Genomic DNA, 23,379 nt, shown 5'->3' on the forward strand with positions numbered 1-23,379 from the left:
CTTTCTCTCACTCACAAAACAGTTTTAAAAACAACAACAGCCACAATAAGCGACACAAGCACCAGGACAGTGACCACATCCCTTGCTGCAAAGGGATACTCCTTGTACCCGCTCTTATAGCCCCTCAGTTCAAATCCACGCATCTCAGCAGACATAGCAGATACATCCACCTTCTTAAGACTTGATACCAAAAGAGGCACACACAGCGGCGCAATAAGTCCCAGTTTCCTGAAGATGTTTTTTGTATCAAAATCCACGCCCCTGGCCTTCTGTGCATCCTGAATGTCATGGAACTCGGTTGCAAATATCGGCACAAACCTGAAGGCCGTGGTAACAATAAACGCATACCTGTATGGCAGATGGAGCCTCTTAACCAGCGCATTGCACAGATCATTCATCCTTGTGATGGCAAAGAGCAGCATAAGAGGAAGCATCGCAGCGATAACTCTAAGTGACAAGAGCAGCGCACTCTTAAGTCCACCAGTCGTGAACAGCACCACGCCCCCGATCACCAATAAGGGACTTCCGTCTCTTACGAAAAAGAGCTGTATCACGAACATAATAAGTCCCAGAATCATCAGGTTTCTCGTAAGGAAAAGAGCTCTCTTAAAAAGCCCAGCTGTAGCGGATATCAGAATCATCGCCACGATAAACAAAACTTCCGCAAAAACATTCTCACACAGTATTGCTGCGATTCCATACATAAAAGCCGCAGCCAGTTTGGTCACGGGATTTAACTTATGAAGAAAGCTATCTCCCGGCACATAGTTCAAAAGATTCATAACGCGCCTCCCTTCTGAGCTTTCCCTCGAAGGGCGTCAAGCATCTCTTCTACTGTAAAGACATCCTTAAACTCATCACCGAAGCGCAGCGCAAGCTCCGGAATCTGAGCAGGCAGAACTCTGGCCTTTTTGAGGATATCTACATTTTTCATCATCTCTTTTGTAGGGCCCTGTCCCAGAATTTCGCCATGATTGAGCACAAGAACGCTCTTTGCATAAGACTGCACAAGCTCCATGTCATGGCTGACCATAAGGACAGTCACACCCTTTTCCACGTTGAGCCTTGTAACATAGTCCATGATGCGGATGCACTCAAGGTAATCAAGTCCTGTTGTAGGCTCATCGAGAATAAGCAGCTCGGGCTCACAGGCAATCACTCCTGCAAGTGCAATCCTCTGCCTCTCTCCTCGGCTTCTTGAAAAAGGAAACCACTCGGGATCAAGATTAAAGGTCTCAAGAACTTTCTCTGTCCTCTCTTTAATCCGCTCCTCATCCCAGCCCTGGGCTTTCATAGAAAAAGCTATCTCATCCCTTACAGTGTTTTCGCAGATTTGTCTGTCGGGATTCTGGAAAAGAAATCCGCAGTCCCTTGCAAGCGTACTCGAAGGGGTCTTTAAAGTGTCTTTTCCATTAAGATATACATGTCCCTTCGTGGGATGCAAAAGTCCGTTGGTAAGGCGGCTTATGGTGCTCTTACCCGCACCGTTGGCACCGATCAGTGCCACAAAATCTCCCTTTTCAATATGGAAGTTTAAGTCTTTCAAAATAGGTCTTTTCTCGGAGTATCCAAAACTCACATCTTCAAAACGTATCATTCAAGGATCCTCCTGACCATCTTTTCTGCATCGTCCACGGTAAGCGTAACCTCACCGTCATATATCTTTTCCCTGATGAGCTCTGCTGAAAGCTCGGTTACTCTTGGCACGTTTATGCCAAGGTCCTTGAAGGTATCGATGGATGCTGCCATATCTCTCGGAGTTCCGTAAAAGGCAACCTTGCCTTTATCAAGAACCATCATATGTTTAACATACTCGCAAAGGAGCATGATCTTTTGCTCGACAATAATTACAGTGATGCCCTTCTCTTTATTAAGGGCAGTAAGTATTTTAAAGATCTCTCTGCTGCTCTCGGGGTCCAGCTCGCCTGTGGGCTCATCCAGAACTATCACTTCCGGTTCAAGCGCAAGCATTGATGCTATTGCCACCTTCTGCTTCTGACCTCCTGAGAGGCTTGAAATCTCGCGGTCACGAAGATCCTCAATTCCCAGATCCCTGAGCACTCTGTCTACGCGCTCACCAATTTCTTCGTGAGGAACGCCGAAGTTCTCAAGTCCAAAAAGTATCTCGTCCTCTACTACTGAAGCCACCATCTGTGAGTCGATATCCTGGAAAACCTCTCCGACCTTCCTTGCAAACTCCTCAGCCGGGTGCTCAGCAGTATCAACACCGTCAATGGTCACTGCTCCGTAAAAATCCCCTTTTATCTTCTGGGGAATTATTCCGTTTAACGCAAAGGTAAACGTAGTTTTACCGGCACCTGAAGTGCCGGTAATTCCTACGAAATCTCCGTCTGCAATCTCGATATTGATGTCATCGAGAGCTGCTGTTTTACTGTTTTTATAGACAAAACCTAAATTCTTAACTGAAATCATTCTTCTTCCTTATTTCCCATAACTTTGTTAACCGGAATGCTGAGTACTGTAACGATGACCATGTTGAGAAGTGCTGTCACTACAGTCACAATAGCCATGCTTACAAACTGTGCACCGGGCATCGGCTTAGCATATGTAAGTGCTGCGAGGCCGACAAATGCAAATCCTGAGATAAGTGTTGCCAGGAATGTGCATACAACAGGCTTAACATACTTAGGAAGTGCAAGCCTTATAAGCAGGCACATAGCGATTGCTCCAAGTGTCTCAGAGCCAAGTCCAAGCCATGGCATTGATGTTCCGATCTGTGAGATTGCTCCTGAAATAAGACCGATAGCTGCTGCCTCTTTGAGGTTTGGCTTAATGATGAAAATAGCCAGGCAGTATGTTGCGATCAGGAAGTTAGGGTGCATGTTACCAAGTGCGATAACTCCCGCAAACATACGAAGAACGATGCCTACCGCCATCATAACTCCAACCAGGATAAGGTTTCTTGTGTTAGCAAGTCCCTTCTTTTCCTCAACCAATACTTCTCTTTTTGCTGTGCTCTGTACGTCCATTTTTAATCCTCCTTGCCGTCTATGCGGCTATCAAAATGTGTTGGTACAGGGAGTGATTTTTTATGTAATAAAAAAATCCTGTCCCTGTATGAAGTTTCATACAAGGACAGGACTGTTATCCTGCGGTGCCACCTTGCTTATCGGAATATCCGATCTCTCATGAGAAAGCCAACACTTCCTCTACTCTGTAACGGGAGTTCCCGTCGAATACTACTAAGGCTGTTTCCCTTTCGCTTCGCCCTCAAAAGTCCATTCCTTCATCCATCCACTGCATCCTCTCACCACCGGATACTCTCTGTGAGCTTCACAAATGAAGTACTCTTCTTTCTCATTGGTTTAGCAAATTGTAGCACTAAAGTGAGTGAGCGTCAACCTATTTTGAAAAGAGATATCCATACTTTCTTCTTGTCTGAAGTATTATCTCCTTAACGCGCTCTTTTTCCTGCGTGCTGTAATCCGGCAAGCCTTTCATGGCCATATCAATATCTTTTTCCGAGTAGGTAAAAGAGATATTGTTTCCATACAGTTTCTCTGAAATCTCGAGCTGTTCTTCAAAGGTTTCGCCAAAAGTCTTGGGCTTCACGTGCCCCATCTGTTCATAGACATCCCGTCCCAACGGATAATCCATTTTGGTATCCGAAAGCAGAGCTCCTCCATTATCAAATATCGGGCATAAGCGGAACTCTTTTCTATCATTCATAAGAACCGCCATATTGTGAGTGTGCCTGTCTTCATTAAGAAAGAGCGCATCCAAAGTAAGAAGCCTGTTCATATAAGGGCCGAAATCACTAATGCCGGTAATCCTCTCTGTCTGACCAACGATAAGTCTTAGTCTTTCAGTATGATCAGCAGTGCTATAGATCATCTTATTAAGAGAAGTTCCATATGTCTGTAAAAAGAGTCTCTCCAAAGTAATAAGTTTCCATCCATCAGTGAAGTCCGGGCTTTTACATCCCCTGTATATATTGCCGTTGTATTCTATGGATTCCTGCTCGTAGTCGGTAAACTCTTTTTCATCAAGAGAAGACTTATGCAAAAGAGATGATACAACGCACTCAGCGAGTCCCTCATAACCCAGGTTATCGGCCTTGTACCAGAATCCGTCTCTTTCGAATTTCAGCTGGTTTCCCTTAGATGACCTTCGATCTGTAGTTTTAATGTCCTCATCAAACAGCTTCACCATATATCATCTCTCTATTCTTATCCAGAAATCATCGTCCGCCATGCGACCCTCAGTCTTTTCTATAATCATGATGGGGTCATAGAACGGTATGTCCAACCTCTTAAGTTCAAGCTTTAGCTTGTCTCTGGTTTCAGGAAAACATCTTGATTTTACAAAGTCCTCGTATTCTTCAAACGTGGGCTCTGTGTTCACGCCCATTGCACGATACAGCGGATTGGAAATGAAATTGTGAACTTCAACCTTCCGTTCCATCTCATCCACATCAATTATCGAACAGACAAAGCTGTGATACATGTACCATAGTCTCAATTTGTATTTTTTCTCCGGCACCTGCAGCCTCTGCGGAAGATCATGGTCTTTGATGAGCATGTCAGCAATCAGAGTGATCGGCCCTGTTATCTCATCATCCGAATACTCCCAGCGCTCTACTGTGCGCTTGGATACGCCGACAAACTCGGCAAACTCTTTCTGGGTCATGCCTGTGATCTCTCTTAGCAGTTTGATCTCATCTGAAGTTATCTTGGCAGGAGTTATATATTTTTTCATAGGATAAATTCCTCCTATAAAAATTAAATCACATTTTTGTCGGCAAATCAATGCGATTCAACCGACAAAAATGTGATTTATGTTTCCGATCTTCATCTTAAATTTCTATCTTATCTCTCCGCTGAGTCATTCGTGTCCACGATCTCAGCTTCTACATCAATGGCCTCAGCCTCCTGCTTAGCCGCCTCAAATGCCTTTCCATACTTTCCAAGCCTTGATGCAGTCCAGAGGTTTGATGCGCCGTCATAGGCCAGGAATCCGCCGATAAGCCTTACAATCAGTTCGTTGGCCTGTGATGCCTTGAAGATCAGTCCTGCGCCAAGTCCAACAGTTGCCAGTGCAAATATCAGAGACAGCCACCAAAGGCCGTATTTATATCTCACAAGCGAGAATGTCTGTCCCAGATTTCTAATGCCGCTAAGAAGAATAAAAGCACCGAAGATCTTAGGAATAAAATCCGTGAATGCAACAGGATTAAGGAAAATCCAAACGCCGACTGCTGCCACTATGATTCCGAAAGCAAAGGAACCGGAATCCACAAAGCCTCTTTCCTTTTTAAAGAAATATGAAAGCACAAACAGTACTCCGACAACAAAAAGAAGAGCAGCAAGAATCCTTGCCATAAGTGGAATAACTGCTGGCGCCCATGCTATGAGCACAACGCCTATCGCGATAATAACAAGAGATTGTACCACATATTCCATCTTCACTTTTCTGAAAAAATCCTTCACTGTTCTGTGCCTCCTTCATCAGTCTCTTTATCCTCAGCCAGAATGCTGTCCATTAGCTCGTAAATCTCATCTCTTCCGGTTTTCTTAAGCGCCGAGTACGGATAGATCCTGAGTTCCTCCGGAAGCCCCAGTCCCTGCCTGAGCATGTTCAGATGCTTCTCCATCTGGGAAGGCTTGATCTTGTCAGCCTTAGTAGCAATGATGACAGGCTGGAAGCCCTGATGTACGATCCATTTGTACATCTGCACGTCATTGGCAGAAGGGTCGTGCCTTATATCTATCAGCAAAAAGACCCTTCGAAGCTGCCTTGAGGTGTGAAGATAATTCTCGATCATCTTGCCCCACTGCTGCTTGGTCTTCTCGGAAACCCTTGCAAAACCGTACCCCGGCAGATCCACCAGGTAGAACTCTCCATTTATATTGTAGTAGTTGATGGTCTGTGTCTTACCAGGCTCCTGGGATGTTCTTGCATAGTTCTTGCGGTTCATGAGACCGTTGATGAGTGAACTCTTACCCACGTTGGATTTGCCGGCAAAAGCAAACTCCGGAAGCGCATTATCCGGAAGTGTGCTGGTTATACCACAGACTGTTTCAAGATTTACATTCTTAATTACCATATATTTATATTTCCTCTCTTAACATACTAACAGTATACCATTTATTTCATACCCCCGCCTCACGAAGTTGCCAGCATGATCCTGCTCTCCCTCAGTGCCTTGGACTGCTCGTAGTCATACTCAATTGTATTGATATTGGCTCCGGGGTAAAGCTGACGCAGCTTCTTAAGGACTCCGCGCTCTGCCACATGACTGACGAGGCAGCCAAACGGATGAACGATCAGTATCTTGTCATACCCCTGCTCTATCATGTCCATGGCCTCCGCCATCACAAGCCAGCCGTCACCGATGTTGTAGTACTCACTGAGTATCGGTGTTGCCTTCTTTTTCATATTATCAAACAGGCCATCCGCGAGAAATCCGTTTTGCAAAAGAGCTTTTCTCACCTGTGTCTGTGCCCCAATCAGGTAATTCATCACAAAGGCATATGCCTTGAGCATGGCCTTTGACGCACCCTTTAGTTCTGCCGACTTCATCTCGGTATAGACAACATAGGTGCAATAGTTAAGGAACCCTTCCATCCTGGATTCCATGTCATTCTCATGCAGAAAATCCTCCAGGTGCCTGTTTCCTATGGGAGAGCACTTGATGTAAATCTCTCCGCAGATGCCCACCCTTTTAAGGGTTTTTTCCTCCCGGGAGAACCTTGGAATCTCAAGGAAATCATCTATTATCTCCTGATATTTCTTTTCCCTGAAAAAGAGATTACGGCGAGCAGAAACGTCTTCGGACAAGGCCTTTATCCACTTGTCGTAGACTCTCTTTGTAGCTCCCTTCTCTTTCTCATAGGGTCTTATCTGCTGAAAAAGAGCCATCAGAAGATCCGCGTAGCACACCCCTGCCACAGCGCCAAAGAGCATCATCGGCGTTATCTTAAATCCCGGGTGGGACTCCGCGCCGGTGAAATTCAAAGATAGAACAGGAATCCTGTAGCCGCTCTTTTTCACACACTGGATGATCAGGTCATAGTAGTTTCCCGCTCTGCATGCGCCTCCGGCCTGAGGTTCCAGAATCGCTACGCTGTTAATATCAATGTCCGGGTTCTTTAGATGCGCCATCAGGTTTCCTATTATATCCATAGCGCAGGTGCAGTAACTCGGATTAATCAAAGAGAGCATCTCCTTCGGGAAATGCTCATATTCCGGCACAACATCCAATTTGTATCCGCCAAGTGAAAAAGCCGCACCAAGGAGTTCATTGTGATAGTGCAGCATATCAGGCATATATATAGTATGAGTTTTCCGCATACTTTTCGTAAACAAGGTGTTGTCTTTATTCATACTTAGTAAGAATATCCCCGGCCATTCTGTATAGCCGGGGATCGTTTCTGATTATTTAGCCGGTTTAAGCTTCTTGGGCTCCTTGCCTCTTACGATGAGAGGCTGGCTGGTGCCGTCTACACAAGCGTCTGTGATGACGCACTCGCTGATGGTGTCATCTGATGGAATCTCATACATTACATCCATCATTGACTTCTCCATGATAGAGCGAAGTCCTCTGGCTCCGGTTTCTCTCTCGTAAGCCATGGCTGCGATCTTCTGCACTGCCTCATCCTCGAAGGTGAGCTTAACGTTGTCGAAGTCAAAGAGTTTCTGGTACTGCTTAACAAGAGCATTCTTGGGCTCTGTAAGGATCCTTACGAGTGCTTCCTTGGAAAGTCCCTCAAGGGTTACAGTGATAGGCACACGACCTACAAACTCAGGGATAAGTCCGAACTTAACAAGATCCTGAGGTGTTACTTCCTTGAGAACTTCTCCGATCTCTCTTTCTGACTTGTCTGCGATCTCAGCGTTAAAGCCGATGGAGTTGCGGTCAAGTCTTGCCTCGACGATCTTATCAAGACCGTCGAAAGCTCCTCCGCAGATAAAGAGGATGTTGCTGGTATCGATCTGGATAAGCTCCTGATGCGGATGCTTTCTTCCGCCCTGAGGTGGAACAGATGCAACAGTTCCCTCTACTATCTTAAGAAGTGCCTGCTGAACGCCCTCACCTGATACATCACGGGTGATGGATACGTTCTCGCTCTTCTTGGTTATCTTGTCGATCTCATCGATATAAACAATACCGTACTGAGCTCTCTCTATGTCGTAGTCTGCATTCTGGATAAGCTTCAAAAGAATGTTCTCAACGTCCTCACCTACATAGCCTGCCTCTGTAAGAGTTGTGGCATCTGCGATGGCGAAAGGAACATTGATGATCTTAGCCAGAGTCTGTGCAAGATAAGTCTTACCTGAACCTGTAGGTCCGATCATGATGATGTTACTCTTCTGAAGTTCAACATCATTTCTGTCATCATTCCTTGGTGCAAGAACTCTCTTGTAATGGTTGTAAACAGATACAGCCAGAACCTTCTTGGCTTCCTCCTGACCGATTACATACTCATCAAGGAAATTTCTGATCTCAACAGGTTTAAGGAGATTGATCTGCTGGTCTTTGGCCTGAACAGGTTCATCCTCAAACTCTTCCTCGATGATATCCGCACATATGTCTACGCACTCATCGCAGATATAAACACCCGCAGGTCCTGCGATAAGCTTTTTTACCTGATCCTGTGTCTTGTTACAAAAAGAGCACCTGATCTCTCCGGAATTCTTTGCCATAATTTCTCCTTAATTATTTCTTGTCATCCTTCTCTCTTGGACGGTTCTCAACGATCTGATCAATGAGGCCGTAGTCGAGAGCTTCCTGAGCATCCATCCAGTTGTCACGCTCAGTATCCTTGCAGATCTCCTCGTAAGGCTTACCTGTGTTGGCTGCAAGCATTCTGTTGAGTTTCTCTTTGTTCTTCAGGATATGCTTAGCTGCGATCTCAATCTCGGTAGCCTGTCCCTGTGTTCCGCCAAGTGGCTGATGGATCATGATCTCTGCATTGGGAAGGGCCATTCTCTTGCCCTTAGCACCGCCTGAAAGAAGGAATGCTCCCATGCTGGCTGCCATACCGATGCAGATTGTGCTGACATCGCACTTGATGTAATTCATCGTGTCGTAAATAGCCATTCCGGATGTGATCTCTCCTCCGGGGCTGTTGATGTACATGTGAATGTCCTTGTTGGGATCTTCTGCTTCAAGGAAAAGAAGCTGTGCTACAACAACGCTTGCAGAAGTTGAATTAACTTCCTCCCCCAAAAATACGATTCTCTCTTTTAACAGCCTTGAATAGATATCATAGCTTCTCTCTCCACGGCTGGTCTGTTCAATGACATAAGGTATTAAACTCATAATCTTACTATTCCTCCAGTCTGCTTAGATTACATTCTAAACCAAATTATATTATACCGCATTTTATGCACCCTTTACAACTTTATCATAGTTCACATGACAGGCGGCCCTGCCCATATATCCTATGATGGCCGCCATTTACCCAAAATTTATACTTTTTTATGATATGACATAGAATAATTGGATTTGTTTATATCAGGTTAATTGATATTAAGCCCTCATAATGTAAGAATAAATATACCTAATATCATGATCGGAATATTTTGGAAAGGAGTCACGCTATGAGAAATGTATTAAGAAAAGGATTTGCAATTATCATTTCGGCAGCAATTGTACTGTGCCTTATTCCTGCCCAGAAGATAAGCGCTGCAGAATTCGATCTCGGAACAGCAACTGTTAACACATACGAAAACAGCTACTTCGGATATCGCATTACACTTCCCGATGGCTATGTTTTTTGTGCTTCAGAGCTCGGCAGCCCGGAAACAGCGATGGCTCTGGTCAATAGCGGTGCAGGAATAACCATCATAGAAGCCGAATCCACTACCGGCATCGCCAACATGAACATAATCCTTACAAACGGTGCCACCGGTTATACGGAAAAATCCGTTCTTGAGGAAGGTATGGCTGATGTAAAAGCAAACTTATCCGAAGGTATCACTTTAAACAAAATAGAAATCCTGAACAAAAAAGTAGCCGGCAGTAAACATGATATCCTTGCAACATCTGTAACAATAGGCGAGGTCACCATCTCCCAGAGACAGGTTGTTCTGATAAACGGAGATTACGGTATGTTCATTACTTTCTCCGGCGCAGATGATGCAGAAGCAGATGCAATGCTCAAATGGCTCTCAAAGATTGAGTTATAAATCAGTGATTTAAGCATAAAAAAGCTCCATCCTTTTATAGTACGGATGGAGCTTTTTATTGTCTGTTCAAAATACCGGTATCAGTCGTAAAGAGCAGCTAAAGAAGCACCCATAACAGCTGAAAGGATTATTGAAACCACAACTCCGATAACAACAAAGATGAGCTGTGCCTTAGCCCAGTTAGCCTTTGTCTTGGGTGTGCTGCTTCCAAATGCCCAAACAAGAAGCATTACGATGTTCACGCAAGGAATGCATGTGATCAGAATTGTGAGTACCCATTCACCAAGTGTTATTACAGGCTCAACCTCAGGCTGGCTGTAAGTTGGCATCTGCTGTGGGTTCTGATTAAGATTGTTCATGTCGTCCATAATATCCATCTCCTCTAAACATATATTTTTATTCACTAAGATATTATATATTGATAATTATACATTTGTAAACTTTTTAACGAATAAAGCGTGTCACCACACTATCATAAAATGGAATAAGCCTTGCAAAAACATTGCTGTGAAAATACACCATAGGCTCTTTTCCCGGAAAAACATGTGTCATTCTCCATATGTAAATCCCTATAGTAATAAGGCAAACAGCTATCACAGGATGTCTAAGTACGCTTACACTCTTGCCCTGTACGTACCTGCGAATAAAGAATGCCACTGCCAGCGCCACCCAGAGCGGATATGAAGGATTAAACTCAAGTGCCCTTATGGGGTGCAATGTGATCAGTTCGAAAAGAGCTCTCGTAAGGCCGCAGCCCGGACAAGGGAACCCGAACATTATCACCACCGGACAGAATCTGTGGAAAATAAGCTCTGTTATGGCCCACAATATAAACAGGGCAATTATTGGTGTTTTGTTTTGATACAGATCATCAAGGATCCGCTTAATTACTGTCTTTAACATAGTACCTATAATATACAGTACTCAGACAGTTTTATCATCTGTTTTCATCAAAAAGTCATACACTCTTTTCCTGTAGTCAGGCGCCGTATCAAAGGATGCATGTCCGTATCCGTTGTACATATAAAGCGCACAGTCGGTCCTGTTATCCAGTTTTTCAGCAATTTCCATCGTAGCATCACTGTCAAGGACCGCATCGTCAAATGCTCCGATGATAAGTACAGGGCACTTAATTTTCTCAATCTCATTTGTGACGTCAAAATCTTTGATCGTTTCTGCAAGGACCACGAACTTCTCCAGATCTTTTTCCTTGACAGTCTCTGCCACGTTGTCAAAGTACTCCCTGTACTGCTCATAAACTTCGGCAGGGTAGACCTCTTTTCCGAAATCCTGATACAGTTCTCTGGGGGCCTTGTCTCTGGCAAGCTCGATCCAATGATCGATGACAGCGCGCTGCTCAGGCTTAACATGTGACGATGTGTTTCCAAGAACAAGCTTTTTAACAAGTTCAGGATACCTAATCGCTATGGTCATTGCGATCATTCCACCCTGGGATGCGCCAAAAAGATATACATCCTTAAGGCCCAGTTCTTTCATAGCCTTCGCTGTATCATCCGCCATGTCATATATAGTGTACCCCTCTGATACCTCATATTTTCTGTCAAAAAGATATGTGGTAAAATCGCCGCCCATCATAGCATAGCTTGCTTCCACAGCCTCTTTTGCCCTTATCACGCTCTGAACGCTGAGCCCCGGCAGGATCACAAAGGTCTTGTTACCAAAACCAAACCTGCAATACCCCATCTCGAAGTCTTCTGTCCATACCATTCCTGTTTCTGCCATTTCCTTTACCTCCTGGCTTTTCTCTCATTCTATTTCTGGTAGTCTGCTTCGATTTTGATATTATCAGACCTCATATCACACTTTTGTCACACCATTAATTCGTTTTTGGCCTATTTTACATGATAGTCGTGTGTAATAAGAAACGACATCTCCTCCTACGTTTCCGTTAAATTCCAGAGTATGATGCTCCAGGGTATTGATATCAGTCAAATACCAGGCATCCTTCTCGGTCATTGTTCCCATGGCCAGATCAAGACTGTTTGAAATACAATTTGATATCAGCTCACCGGTCTCCTCATTATAGGTGTAGGTTCCATACCCCATTAAAGGCATCCACCGGGTATCCTTTTCCACCCCCGGCTGCCTTTACATTTCCTGATGGCATCGTCAGAAAGGCAATCACCAGCGCAGCAAAAAAGCAGGCATAGATTCCCCTTAGAATCCTGCCCGCTCTACGTTTTGAAACAGTGTGTTTTGGTCTATACATAAACCTTCTCCTGTTTATAAAAAATTAAGACAATGTTTGTATCTTCGATATTTTCATGTATAATTATCCGTTTATACTAATAGTATAACTGAAATAGTGGTCCCCACTTATGAATTTTTAATTAAAAAGGAGGCTCCCATGAAAAACAGACTACGATACTTAGCCTTAATAATGGCCCTGGTGGTTGCATCCACAGCCTGTGCAGGAGCCAAGGAAGAACCAGCCGCTCCCGAGCCGGAAGATACCGCTGTAGAAGAAGCAACTGAAGCTGCAACTGAAGCCCCTGTGGAGGAAGTCAAAGAAGAACCTGCAGAGCCGGAACTGGAAGAGCCCGATAACGTGGTTGAGCCCCAGTTCACTGACGATTTTGATGAAGTCGAAGACTACTCTGCATACCTCGAAGACAGCAGTGTAAAGTCAGGCAGCAGGATCTGGATACAGGGCAAAGTTACCGGCTATGACAAAGAGGCCAAGGCTATCACCGTAAAGACTAAGGACGGCGACTGGATCGTGTCAGTTGGCGCCTCAGGAACAGATGATTACTACAAGCTTGTAGAAAAGACTGTAGATCAGTTCGTAAGAGTATTCGGAGTATATACCGGGTATGAAGCCGACTATGGAATGCCATCAATGGCTTTCCAGCCCAAGGATTTCCAGAAATACGCATTCCGTCTGGAAAGTGTTGATAATAATTTCCGTCTGACTCAGGTTGATTACATCGTCAGCATCCCTAAGTTTGATCAGGACGAAAGCTTTATCAACATCACCTACAAGATGCCTTCTGTCTGGACAAAGGACGACAGCGAAAACGCCCACTATTACAGATTCCCGGAAGACACTCTTGCTTCATTTGTAATGTACAATTACATAGAAAATGCCAATTCAGGTTTCGACGAAGTTGATCCGGATAGTATACTTTCAGATCTGGCAGACAGCTATGTAGATGAAGGTGATGATGTTCTCAGAAAGCAATCATTCAAACTTGCAGGAAATCCTGCTCTTTGCTTTGAGATGGCTTTCACACCGGATGGATTCCCTATCCCTCTGACCATGTTCTGCTATATGTTCATTGTTGAGAACCAGTACTACTTCTATGGCATCACCGAACCTTATCTGGTTGGCGAGACCAGCAAGACACTGCTGGCAAATCTTTTGTCAGATGTCAAATACACCGCAGAAGGCACAGAAACTGCAGAAGCCAAGGCTGATGCATCCACAGAAGCATCCTCAGAAGCAAGCAAGGATGATAAAGAGGCTTCGACCAAGACTGACAGTACTTCTGAAAAGGCAGACAGTACTTCTGCGAAGACAGACAGTGCTTCTTCAGAGAAGACCAATGCTGCAGCTGATAATACGGCCACAGAACCTGCCAAGACAGAGGCTGAAAGACCTGCTCATCCGCCTAAATCCGAAATTGAAGGCAAAATCTTTACACAGCACGGAAAGATGAAACTCACCGGTGAAGTCAACGGTGAAACAAAGACTATTGAAGGCGAGGAAGATTTCCCTGTAATCCTCATCACCAGTGATATCATGGCAAACTACAACGAATCAACAGGTGTAACTAATTGTACTTTGGAAATGGAAGGTATACCGGTAAGCGTAACCTTCACCTTCTCCTATGATTCCAATGGTAACATCACTTATGTAACTGCTCCATTCAGTTATACAACAGCGCAGTATACTGCCGAAGGAGTTATGAGCGGAAAGCGCCAGTGATGATCAAGAAAGGATAACGAAAATGAAGGGACGTCAGACTATTAAGATAAACAGGTCCATGACCCCCGATGATATTCTCCATTTTATGGAGGCACATTGGGACAGAGAGAACATGTCAGAATTCGGAACCACCACAAAGCGAAATGGCGATCTTGAGTATATTGTTCTTCCGGCCACTGAAAACTGGGATGTAATCATCTACCCAAAGGAAGCCGGCGGTCTATTCAACAAGGACAACAAGCTGGTAATGTGTGCAGCAAGAGCTTCCCATGCAATTGATCCGTCCAAGGTTGACTACACCAAGTACTTCAGAAGAAGCAAGGACGCCTTCGACAAGATCAAGGATTCAAAGGAAGCCATTGATCTGAACGCAGAAATGATGGGCCCTTGTGAAGATGCTCTGCAGGAATATACAGGATTTATGAAGAAACTCCTGGAAGAAAACGGATACTTATAAAATTAATCAAAAACCGCGATAGTTACTTCCTGTAACTACCGCGGTTTATCTTTGTTTTTATTTATCGAACCGGGAATTGATTAAGCCTCTTCCTCAGTCTTCTTCTTTCTTGTTGTTCTCTTTGGCTTCTCTTCGCCATCCTCAGCAGCTGCCTTCTTGGTAGTAGTCTTCTTGGCTGCTGTCTTCTTGGGCTTCTCCTCGCCATCAGCTGCAGCTGCCTTCTTAGCAGTTGTCTTCTTAGCTGCCTTCTTGGCGCCTTCCTTAACGTTCTCTACAAGGAAGTCTGCTGCCTTCTGAACTGCAAGATCGCTCTTAAGCTGCTTCTTCTCAGCATCTGACATCATCTCTTTGAGCTTCTCAACTTCCATTCTGTACTGGTGAGCCATGCTCTCAATCTCTGCATCAACATCTGCATCAGAAACCTCGATCTTCTCAGCCTCAGCAACTGCCTCAAGAACAAGTCTACTCTTGATCCTCTCGATAGCCTGTGGCTTAACCTGTGCGAGCATCTGATCTACAGATCCGCCTGTGTACTGAAGATACTGATCCATGTTCATGCCCTGCATCTGAAGTCTCTGAGCGAACTCATTGACCATCTGTCTCTGCTGGGTCTCGATCATAGCTTCAGGAAGCTCCATCTCAGAATCCTCGATGACAGCTCTTACAACTGCATCTTCTCTCTTAGCCTTCTCATCAGCTGCCTTCTTCTCTTCAAGCTTCTTCTTAACATCTTCCTTGTACTCAGCTACTGTATCGAAACCTGCATCTGATGCAAATTCGTCATTGAGCTCAGGAAGCTCTTTAGCTCTGATTGAATTAACCTTGCACTTGAAGGTTGCATCCTTGCCTGCAAGATTCTCTGCCTGATAGTCCTCAGGGAACTTAACGTTTACATCGCCTTCCTGACCGATCTCGAAGCCTACAAGCTGCTCCTCGAATCCGGGAATGAATGCGCCTGAACCGATTGTAAGAGGATAATCTGTTCCCTTACCGCCGTCAAATGCAACACCATCAACAAATCCCTCGAAATCAAGAGAAACTGTATCGCCGTCCTTAACTGCTCTGTCTGTAACGTCGATTGATCTTGCATTCATGTTTCTCTGCTTGTCGATCTCAGCGTCAACCTCGTCATCTGTTACATCGAGGTCCATCTTCTCAACTTCGATTCCCTTATATTTTCCAAGCTTAACAGGTGGCTTAAGTGCTACCTCAGCAGTGAATACGAAATCCTTACCTGCCTCAAGCTCCTCAACATCAATCTTAGGTGAAGATACGACATCCTCGCCGCACTCTTCAACTGCCTTAGGATACTCTTCCTCGATAAGATCGTTGGCAGCATCCTCATAGAATACTCCCTTGCCGTACATCTGCTCGATCATCTTACGAGGAGCCTTACCCTTACGGAATCCAGGAATCTGGATCTTGTTTTTGTTCTTCTGGTATGCTTTCTCAATAGCCTTCTCAAGCTGTTCTGCAGGAACTGTGATCTTAAGCTTGGCCATGTTGTTTTCAAGCTTCTCAACTGTTACGCTCATTTTTGTTTCTCCTTTAATATAATGCTAAATTACCCGTCCGGGCACAGTCGCTAAAAGATTATATCACAACGAATAAAAATAATCTATATTTTTTATAAAAACATTCCCATACCGAATATAAAGTACAAAAGTCCAAGCTCAGCAATGAGCACAAGACCCATAAAAATCGGAACGGCTATGTTTATAACCCTTGTCACACCTCTGGTCCTTTTACCATCAACAATCTGATATACGCTGTAGGGAATAGCCCCCAGAACGCCCATTATGGTAAAGGCAGGAAATGTTATGAAGAAAAGAACTATGGAGCCAATCCTCACTTTCTCCTTCTGATTATCAAACCAGGCCCTGAAAAATGTGTATGTAAAACTGAAAAAGAAACCTATCACCAGGCCTCTTAACCCGGCAAACAGGGTATTCATCGGATCAAACACGCCACGCCCAAAAAACATGCCGTCAATGCTATCGATCATCCCAAAAATCGCAAAAGCTATTGCAAAATATCCCTGAGTCCTGAATCTGTCCTTTAACTGAGTTTTGTTTCTTGGAAGTGAGCCTTTGGCCTCCTTGGGTCGATAAAACTTCTCAGCGTTCTTCCTCTGCTCATTTTGCTCCATCGCTTCCTGATGTGCCTTCTGCTGCGCTATCTCCGCATCTGTCATATCACCGCTTCTTGCCCTCAGAAAAGCTATGAGTGCTTCCCTGTTTCCCTCAGTATATGAGTCGTTTTTTATGGTAAGAATAAGCTTCTTTTCAAGTGAACAGATAAAATCGTAGGCATCACCTGCATAGAACTTCACCGATTTATTAAGCGGTAAAAAGACATCTTTAAACACGCCTTCTGCTCCGGCCACAATAAACCTTACCTGCTTGTCGTCAGCGACAAGACTGCAGGTAACATCGCCGTCAATATATTCAGGCTTGAGAAGATTCTCACACCCTGACAGTTCCCTGGCTCCCAGCGCCGCAAGCTCTGCTTCACAGGCTCTTAATACTCCCTCATCAAGACTGTATAAAACCTTAACCATTATGTTTTCTCCCCAAAATTCATGATATCAACTCCGCTATTTTACAAAAAATATTCCAAATATAAAAGAGGGTATAAAGCTTTTTGTGAAATTGCCGAAATATCATAATGTGCATACTCTTTAAATCATTAAATATTCATTATATTTATGAAGGATATTGCACTTTTTTCCGCTCAAAGTTGTATAATATAAAGTGCACGGATTATCAAAATATCATGGAGGCGTGTTATGGCAAAAGAGAAAAAAAGTAAATCTTCAAACAGTATTTCATTTTTCAACAGCATTAAGACCAGACTCATATCTGTCATGATGCTTGTTGCGATCGTTCCTCTTGTGATCGCAATAATCGTGAGCTATGTAACATCCACCAAAAAAGCTACAGCCGACGCTGTTGATGCTCTGGACTGGCAGGCATGGTACATAGAGTCATCATTCGAAACCGTGATCCAGAAAAACATCATTGCAATGCAGGCTATTGCAGCAGCACCTTCTACAAAGACCTTTTATATTAATCCAACGGATCTCACAGCGGCTTCCAAAGCTCAGGCTTATCTGAATACCGTTGATGCATCTCTTAACGACGGAAACATCTCCGTTCTGACAGGTGCAGACGGAATGCAGCTGCTTCGCGCTTCCGGAAAACTTGTAGATGTATCTCAAAGAGAATATTTCAAGCAGGCTATGGCAGGAAACTGTTATGTATCAGACGTTATAACTTCCGCTTCAACAGGTGCAAGACAGATCACCATCGTTGCTCCGGTATATGCCGACGACGGAACTATCGTAGGTATGGTTCAGCGTAACTACAGCATGGATGCTCTTCATGAAATCCTTGCAGCAGAAGCTGAAGATGCCTTTGTTTCTGACAGAACAGGTATGGTAGCAGCCATGTCCGCCATGGAGATCACTCCTGAAAATGAAAAAGATATCGATCTCTCAGGTGCTCCTTTTATGAGTGACACAGGCGAGAGCGGAATGTATCAGCAGAATGCAGGTAACGGCGAGTCCATGATATGTTGGGTTAGATCATCTTCATCAGGCTTTGTTATCGCGTGCGCAAGAAGCGTGAAGCAGATCAAATCAACCGCCACATCAGCTGCCTGGCTTGTAATCATCATCGGTATCATACTTGCAATAGGTGCAGGTATTATCTCATTCTTCATGTCAAAAGCATTTACAGATCCTATCGGCGATGTAAATGATTCACTCTCAGCTCTTGCTGACGGTAGATTTAAGCCGGTAGATAAGCACCACCAAAGAAAAGATGAATTTGGAGGAATGGTAAGAAGCACCAACACAGTCATCTCCAAACTTGAAGAAATAGTATCCCATATCAAGGCATCCGCTTCAGACGTAGGAACATCCTCCGAGGAACTCTCCGACATGGCCAACCAGATTTCACAGACGGCTGAGGATGTATCAAATGCAGTACAGGAAATTGCCTCCGGAGCGACTCAGCAGGCAGACGAGATCCAGAGCGCTTCAGAGAATGTAGGAAAGATCGGCGATGCAGTCGGAGACGTCCAGAACTCTACAGGCAGCCTTTCAGATCTGGCAAGCAAGATGAAAGAAGCTTCAGAAGTTTCCAGCACATCCCTCGCTTCACTTCAGGATTCCTCAGCTGAGATGACTGCAAAGATCGATGATATTTCAAGAACCATCAGCGCAACTCAGGACGCTGTTACAAACATCAACGACAAGGTTGAGGGTATCGCTTCCATCGCAACACAGACAAACCTCCTCTCACTGAATGCTTCAATCGAGGCTGCAAGAGCAGGCGAAGCAGGAAAAGGCTTTGCGGTTGTTGCAGAAGAAATCGGCAAACTTGCTGATGATTCAAAGGCTATGGCAGACGATATCAGAAAAGAGATGGATGTACTTCTTGAACAGTCCAAGGCAGCTGTTCAGGCAGCCGAAGATGTTAAGCAGGGTAACCAGGATCAGCAGATAGCTCTCGGCGAGACGCTGAATGCAGTAAACGGAATGCTTGGCGATATCAGCAGCACAGTAGGCGGCGTACAGCTCATTTCCCAAGGCGCAGACACCTGCGAATCATCAAAGAACGCAGTAGTAGATACCATGAGTGCACTCTCGGCTATCTCCGAAGAAAACGCTGCTTCTTCAGAAGAGACAGGCGCATCCATGCAGGAACTCTCCGCAACAGTTACAACACTTGCAGGTTCTGCAAACAACCTGAAGGAAATTGCAGAACAGCTCAACAACGAAATGCAGTTCTTCAAATCATAAATCCGGTCAAACACGCTATAAATATACAAAATAGAGCGTACAGTTTTCTGTACGCTCTTTTTTTATTTAAGAGAGAAAGCCGCTCCCCACCGCGAATTCATCGTCGTCACGCAAAAATGAATATATATTAAATCATTAAAACATTATTATATTTACGTATATCACCGCCTCGTTTTCCGCGCCGAGTTGTATAATATAAAGTGCATGAATTATCTAAATATCATGGAGGCGTGTTATGGCAAAAGAAAAAAAAGCAAAGACAAACAACTCAGGTTCAGGCATTTCATTTTTTAACAGTGTAAGGACGAAAATTGTAGCAATCATGTTGGCCGTAGCCATCATTCCACTTACAGTGTCGATCATCATCAGTTATACGACATCTACAAATAAAGCGATGAGTGATGCTCAGGATTCCATGGCATGGCAAGCGCAATATATACAATCCAGATTTTCATCACTGGTAACCCAGAACCTCAACTTATGCCGTCAGGTTGGTGAAAACCCGACTATCATAGCTTATATTACAGCACCCGAGGCCGGTATTAGTGATGATGTCATTTTCGCCACTCTTAAAAGTGTTGATGACGTTTTAAATGACGGCAATAACACAACCCTTACGGGAGCAGACGGAATGCAGATAATGCGTTCTGATAACGGCAAGCTTGTTGATGTAAGTAAAAGAGACTACTTTAAAAAGGCCATGGCAGGAACTCCCAATGTATCTGATGTCATTGTAAGCAGTTCAACCGGTGTCAGACAGGTAACATTTGCAGCTCCTGTAACTGACGGCAGCGGAAACATATACGGAATAGTTCAGAGAAACTACGACCTCAACGATTTCCATAAGCTACTTGCCGAAGAGTCAGATGATGCTTTCATCGTTGATACAGCAGGTCTTGTTGCAGCTCACTCACAGTATGAAATCGGCGAAGGTGCACATGAAGAAGATGACAGATCAAAATCTGAATTCATGACTTCCGGGAAAAACCAGGGCTTCTATTTCGTAGACACAGGCAAAGGCTATCATGCATATGTTTCTTACATAAAAGAACCCACTTCCGGGTACACGATCTGTGTAGCATCAAACTCAAAAATTGTTCTTGCTTCATCAAGAACCACTGCAAGGATCATCATAATAATCGGTATCATCATGGCGATTATAGCTGCAGTAATCTCTGTTATGATGGGTAAAGTTTTTGTAGAACCAATCAATCATGTAAGCGATTCTTTATCACAACTCGCAGACGGACGTTTCAAGAATATCAACGAACACAACAGCCGCAAAGATGAGTTTGGCCTGATGATCAACAACACCAATTCAGTAATAGACAAACTGAAGGAGATAGTTGCCAAGATCAAAGAATCTGCTTCAGAGGTAGGAACATCCTCCGAGGAACTCTCCGACATGGCCAACCAGATTTCACAGACGGCTGAGGATGTATCAAATGCAGTACAGGAAATTGCATCAGGAGCAACACAGCAGGCTGATGAAATCCAGAGTGCATCCGAGAATGTCGGAAAGATCGGTGATGCCGTAGGCGAAGTTCAGACATCAACAGGAAGTCTTTCAGATCTTGCCGGCAAGATGAAAGAAGCATCTGAAGTTTCCAGCAGTTCTCTTGCATCCCTGCAGGATTCTTCATCAGAGATGACAGCCAAGATCGATGAGATCTCAAGAACTATCGGCGCAACTCAGGATGCCGTAACAAATATCAATGACAAGGTAGAAGGAATTGCCTCCATCGCAACACAGACCAACCTCCTTTCACTTAATGCTTCCATCGAGGCTGCAAGAGCAGGTGAAGCAGGAAAAGGATTTGCGGTTGTTGCTGAAGAGATTGGTAAACTTGCCGATGACTCAAAGGCTATGGCAGACGATATCAGAAAAGAAATGGATGTCCTTCTCGAACAGTCCAAAGCTGCAGTTCAAGCCGCAGAGGATGTAAAACAGGGCAACCAGGATCAGCAGATAGCTCTCGGCGAGACACTCAATGCCGTAAACGGAATGCTGGGCGACATCAACAGCACTGTAGGCGGTGTACAGCTCATCTCCGATGGCGCAGACACATGCGAATCATCCAAAAATGCAGTTGTTGATACCATGAGCGCACTCTCTGCCATTTCCGAGGAGAACGCAGCTTCTTCAGAAGAGACAGGCGCATCCATGCAGGAACTCTCCGCAACAGTTACAACACTTGCAGGTTCCGCAAACAACCTGAAAGAAATTGCAGAACAGCTCAATAACGAAATGCAGTTCTTCAAATCATAAATCCTGTCAAAACACGCTATACATATACAAGAGAGCGTACAGTTTTTCTGTACGCTCTCTTCTTATTTGCCAATATCTCACATCTTAAAAACGCCTTTAACCCTGACTGTGATCAGGTTTGCAACAAATCCGATGAGCACACCGGTGATTGTTCCTATCACCATCAGGAACGGGAGGTAATAAAGAAGACTCTGTGTCTCAAGAACCAGCATGGCCACTATTATCTGACCGATGTTATGGAAAACACCGCCAAGTACACTTACACCTGTAACCGAGAACTTGCCTATTTTTTTGGCAATCAGCATGGCGCAAAGAGACAGAGCCGCCCCTGCCAGTGAATACATCATCATAGAGATATTTCCGAAGGTCAGTCCCACCAGAACCACCCTTATGATGGAAAGAGCTATGGCATTCTTCTCGCCAACCGTATAGAGTGCCACCATGACCACCAGATTGGCCAGTCCCAGTTTGGCACCGGGTATTCCTATATTGAGTGGCAGCATGTACTCAATGTATGAAAGTACAAATGCCAGCGCCACAAAAAGTCCTAAAAAGGCTATCTTCCTGTTATTCATCGCAAACTACTCCGTGGTGCATATTAAAATGTCGACCCATCAATTTCATTATCCTCGCCGCCTTCTACCGTTACCACAACCTTGTTTGGAAGACATACTATCGACTCCTTGGAGTACTTGATATGGTTGTGCTTAACGCAGATCTGATCGGGGCATGAGGCTTCCGTCACATCGGCATATCCGTCTGAAATGGTAAGGATATTGTATGAGCCATCAGGCAGTTCAATCTTCTCGGTCCTGTCCTCTGAAAGAGGGTAAGTTCCGTAAACCCGCCCGTCTATGGTCACCACAACTTTCGCGGCATCCTTGGTATTATTCATTTGCCAGATCCTCATACCGACCGCTGTAAGCACTGCTGCCACCAGCAAAACCGCGATGAGGATCACATCATTCTTTTTCATTGCAGGAAATATTACCTCCAAGACTTAGCAGAACGTTATCAAGGCCCTTATCTCTAGCATACTCCATGAACTATCCTCACCGACTCCACGTCGGAAAGGGTTTCTGTTATGCCGCAGAGCGGCATGAACCTGCACGATGCTCTATGCATCCTGCAGAACAGGGCATGTCCACTATGCCTCTATCCCATTGGCTTACCTTTGGGAATACTTTCCTCAAGATATTTGCAGCTCCATTTATGTCTGCATTTGTTATTGTACCATCGTAGTGCCTGTAAAGTCCTCTCTGTATCCGCTTTCCTGAAAAAGAGTAGCTTTCCAGGCTATTCTTTTTATACACAGGAATATAGTCTTTTGCAAGAAAGTCTGCCTTTGATGTGTAGCTTTCCTCTGTGAGGACAAACTTTATACCATATTCAGCAAGTTTGTATCTGAGCATGTCTGCAAATATCAGCATTGGTATCTGCACAAAGTTCTGGTTATTGACATGTCCTATACCTATCTCCTGTTTCTGGTATGTATTATGTCCCATCACAACAACGTCGACATGGTTATCCCTTGCATAGTCTGCTAGCTGTCTGCTCACCTTATGGAACTGATCCTTTATCCTTCTGTTCCTCTTCTCGGTAAGAGCATTCATCTTTCTTGTCCTGTACCTCTTGTTACATGTCATGGCACAGGAAGAGAGTCTTTTCATCTCCTTGTTGTAAAGCTGGTTGATCGACTTGATCACCCCTCCCTTTATCACAAATGGCCTTGCACCAAAAGT

25 protein-coding genes and 1 other annotated feature are annotated in these 23,379 nt (G+C 44.5%); of the genes, 5 read left to right on the top strand and 20 right to left on the bottom strand.

All coding sequences use genetic code 11. The annotated features are described in order from the left end of the window. Nucleotides 1-11: 11 nt before the first annotated feature. The 11 genes from G590_RS0103665 to clpP all read right to left on the bottom strand — a co-directional run bounded on the left by G590_RS0103665 (nt 12) and on the right by clpP (nt 9,286). Nucleotides 12-782: an energy-coupling factor transporter transmembrane component T family protein gene (locus tag G590_RS0103665; protein WP_022764325.1), complete on the bottom strand. Its 771-nt coding sequence runs from the start codon at nt 780-782 to the stop codon at nt 12-14. Then, entirely contained in the window at nt 779-1,597 is an 819-nt protein-coding gene (locus G590_RS0103670) for an energy-coupling factor ABC transporter ATP-binding protein (protein ID WP_026493902.1), read from the bottom strand. Before G590_RS0103670 ends, G590_RS0103665 begins: the two co-directional genes overlap by 4 nt. Next, entirely contained in the window at nt 1,594-2,433 is an 840-nt protein-coding gene (locus tag G590_RS0103675; protein ID WP_026493903.1) for an energy-coupling factor ABC transporter ATP-binding protein, read from the bottom strand. Before G590_RS0103675 ends, G590_RS0103670 begins: the two co-directional genes overlap by 4 nt. Continuing rightward, nucleotides 2,430-2,990: a hypothetical protein gene (locus G590_RS0103680; RefSeq protein WP_022764326.1), complete on the bottom strand. Its 561-nt coding sequence runs from the start codon at nt 2,988-2,990 to the stop codon at nt 2,430-2,432. Before G590_RS0103680 ends, G590_RS0103675 begins: the two co-directional genes overlap by 4 nt. 99 nt (nt 2,991-3,089) lie before the next feature. Beyond that, nucleotides 3,090-3,331: a binding site (T-box leader), on the bottom strand. Between the two features lie 32 nt (nt 3,332-3,363). After that, on the bottom strand, nt 3,364-4,173 hold the full coding sequence (locus G590_RS0103685; RefSeq protein ID WP_022764327.1) for a hypothetical protein: 810 nt from the start codon (nt 4,171-4,173) through the stop codon (nt 3,364-3,366). 3 nt (nt 4,174-4,176) lie between these two features. Then, nucleotides 4,177-4,719 (bottom strand): helix-turn-helix domain-containing protein, encoded by a 543-nt coding sequence (locus G590_RS0103690; RefSeq protein ID WP_026493904.1) that lies wholly within the window; start codon nt 4,717-4,719, stop codon nt 4,177-4,179. A gap of 110 nt (nt 4,720-4,829) precedes the next feature. Beyond that, a complete protein-coding gene (locus G590_RS20410; protein ID WP_022764328.1) occupies nt 4,830-5,450 on the bottom strand; it encodes an HdeD family acid-resistance protein in 621 nt (206 codons plus the stop codon). Further along, nucleotides 5,447-6,067, bottom strand: coding sequence for a ribosome biogenesis GTP-binding protein YihA/YsxC (gene yihA, locus G590_RS0103700; RefSeq protein WP_022764329.1), 621 nt, complete (start codon nt 6,065-6,067; stop codon nt 5,447-5,449). The genes G590_RS20410 and yihA overlap by 4 nt, the downstream gene beginning before the upstream one ends. Before the next feature lie 59 nt (nt 6,068-6,126). Further along, the gene (locus tag G590_RS0103705; RefSeq protein ID WP_022764330.1) at nt 6,127-7,290 is read right to left on the bottom strand and encodes a hypothetical protein; all 1,164 of its coding nucleotides are present in this window, start codon (nt 7,288-7,290) and stop codon (nt 6,127-6,129) included. A 108-nt stretch (nt 7,291-7,398) separates the two neighbouring features. Continuing rightward, the gene (clpX, locus tag G590_RS0103710) at nt 7,399-8,670 is read right to left on the bottom strand and encodes an ATP-dependent Clp protease ATP-binding subunit ClpX (protein WP_304412283.1); all 1,272 of its coding nucleotides are present in this window, start codon (nt 8,668-8,670) and stop codon (nt 7,399-7,401) included. A 10-nt stretch (nt 8,671-8,680) separates the two neighbouring features. Next, nucleotides 8,681-9,286, bottom strand: coding sequence for an ATP-dependent Clp endopeptidase proteolytic subunit ClpP (clpP, locus tag G590_RS0103715; protein ID WP_022764332.1), 606 nt, complete (start codon nt 9,284-9,286; stop codon nt 8,681-8,683). Nucleotides 9,287-9,567: 281 nt separating this feature from the next. On the opposite strand from clpP, the gene G590_RS0103720 reads away from it, so the two are divergent. Further along, entirely contained in the window at nt 9,568-10,155 is a 588-nt protein-coding gene (locus tag G590_RS0103720; protein WP_022764333.1) for a hypothetical protein, read from the top strand. 80 nt (nt 10,156-10,235) lie between these two features. Here G590_RS0103720 and G590_RS0103725 read toward each other — a convergent pair whose 3' ends face one another. From G590_RS0103725 to G590_RS0103740, 4 genes are all read right to left on the bottom strand, one after another. Next, complete coding sequence (locus tag G590_RS0103725) at nt 10,236-10,523, bottom strand: hypothetical protein (RefSeq protein ID WP_022764334.1); 288 nt, start codon at nt 10,521-10,523, stop codon at nt 10,236-10,238. A gap of 76 nt (nt 10,524-10,599) precedes the next feature. After that, nucleotides 10,600-11,058, bottom strand: coding sequence for a DUF2752 domain-containing protein (locus tag G590_RS0103730; protein ID WP_022764335.1), 459 nt, complete (start codon nt 11,056-11,058; stop codon nt 10,600-10,602). A 21-nt stretch (nt 11,059-11,079) separates the two neighbouring features. Next, nucleotides 11,080-11,898 carry an alpha/beta fold hydrolase gene (locus G590_RS0103735; RefSeq protein WP_022764336.1) on the bottom strand — a complete coding sequence of 273 codons (819 nt, stop codon included), beginning with the start codon at nt 11,896-11,898 and terminating at the stop codon, nt 11,080-11,082. Nucleotides 11,899-11,973: 75 nt separating this feature from the next. Beyond that, nucleotides 11,974-12,222: a hypothetical protein gene (locus tag G590_RS0103740; protein ID WP_022764337.1), complete on the bottom strand. Its 249-nt coding sequence runs from the start codon at nt 12,220-12,222 to the stop codon at nt 11,974-11,976. Between the two features lie 301 nt (nt 12,223-12,523). Here G590_RS0103740 and G590_RS0103750 point away from each other — a divergent pair, with 301 nt between their 5' ends. Both G590_RS0103750 and G590_RS0103755 read left to right on the top strand, forming a co-directional pair. Further along, nucleotides 12,524-14,104 (top strand): hypothetical protein, encoded by a 1,581-nt coding sequence (locus G590_RS0103750; protein ID WP_022764339.1) that lies wholly within the window; start codon nt 12,524-12,526, stop codon nt 14,102-14,104. A gap of 22 nt (nt 14,105-14,126) precedes the next feature. Beyond that, the gene (locus tag G590_RS0103755; protein ID WP_022764340.1) at nt 14,127-14,561 is read left to right on the top strand and encodes a hypothetical protein; all 435 of its coding nucleotides are present in this window, start codon (nt 14,127-14,129) and stop codon (nt 14,559-14,561) included. An 80-nt stretch (nt 14,562-14,641) separates the two neighbouring features. On the opposite strand, the gene tig is transcribed toward G590_RS0103755, so the two are convergent. After that, the gene (gene tig, locus G590_RS0103760; protein ID WP_022764341.1) at nt 14,642-16,096 is read right to left on the bottom strand and encodes a trigger factor; all 1,455 of its coding nucleotides are present in this window, start codon (nt 16,094-16,096) and stop codon (nt 14,642-14,644) included. A gap of 92 nt (nt 16,097-16,188) precedes the next feature. Beyond that, on the bottom strand, nt 16,189-17,121 hold the full coding sequence (locus tag G590_RS0103765; RefSeq protein WP_022764342.1) for a hypothetical protein: 933 nt from the start codon (nt 17,119-17,121) through the stop codon (nt 16,189-16,191). A gap of 228 nt (nt 17,122-17,349) precedes the next feature. On the opposite strand from G590_RS0103765, the gene G590_RS0103770 reads away from it, so the two are divergent. After that, complete coding sequence (locus G590_RS0103770; RefSeq protein ID WP_022764343.1) at nt 17,350-19,368, top strand: methyl-accepting chemotaxis protein; 2,019 nt, start codon at nt 17,350-17,352, stop codon at nt 19,366-19,368. 235 nt (nt 19,369-19,603) lie between these two features. Further along, entirely contained in the window at nt 19,604-21,637 is a 2,034-nt protein-coding gene (locus tag G590_RS0103775) for a methyl-accepting chemotaxis protein (protein WP_022764344.1), read from the top strand. Between the two features lie 77 nt (nt 21,638-21,714). Here the strand turns inward: G590_RS0103775 and G590_RS0103780 are convergent, their stop codons facing one another. The 3 genes from G590_RS0103780 to G590_RS18315 form a co-directional block, all read right to left on the bottom strand. After that, nucleotides 21,715-22,212: a Gx transporter family protein gene (locus G590_RS0103780; RefSeq protein ID WP_022764345.1), complete on the bottom strand. Its 498-nt coding sequence runs from the start codon at nt 22,210-22,212 to the stop codon at nt 21,715-21,717. Nucleotides 22,213-22,235: 23 nt separating this feature from the next. Then, a complete protein-coding gene (locus G590_RS0103785) occupies nt 22,236-22,613 on the bottom strand; it encodes a NusG domain II-containing protein (RefSeq protein ID WP_022764346.1) in 378 nt (125 codons plus the stop codon). A 106-nt stretch (nt 22,614-22,719) separates the two neighbouring features. Then, nucleotides 22,720-23,379 (bottom strand): IS200/IS605 family accessory protein TnpB-related protein (locus G590_RS18315; protein ID WP_022764347.1); only part of this gene is annotated, 660 nt, incomplete at its 5' end.

This window comes from Butyrivibrio sp. XPD2006, assembly GCF_000420865.1.
Taxonomy (GTDB): Bacteria; Bacillota; Clostridia; order Lachnospirales; family Lachnospiraceae; genus Butyrivibrio.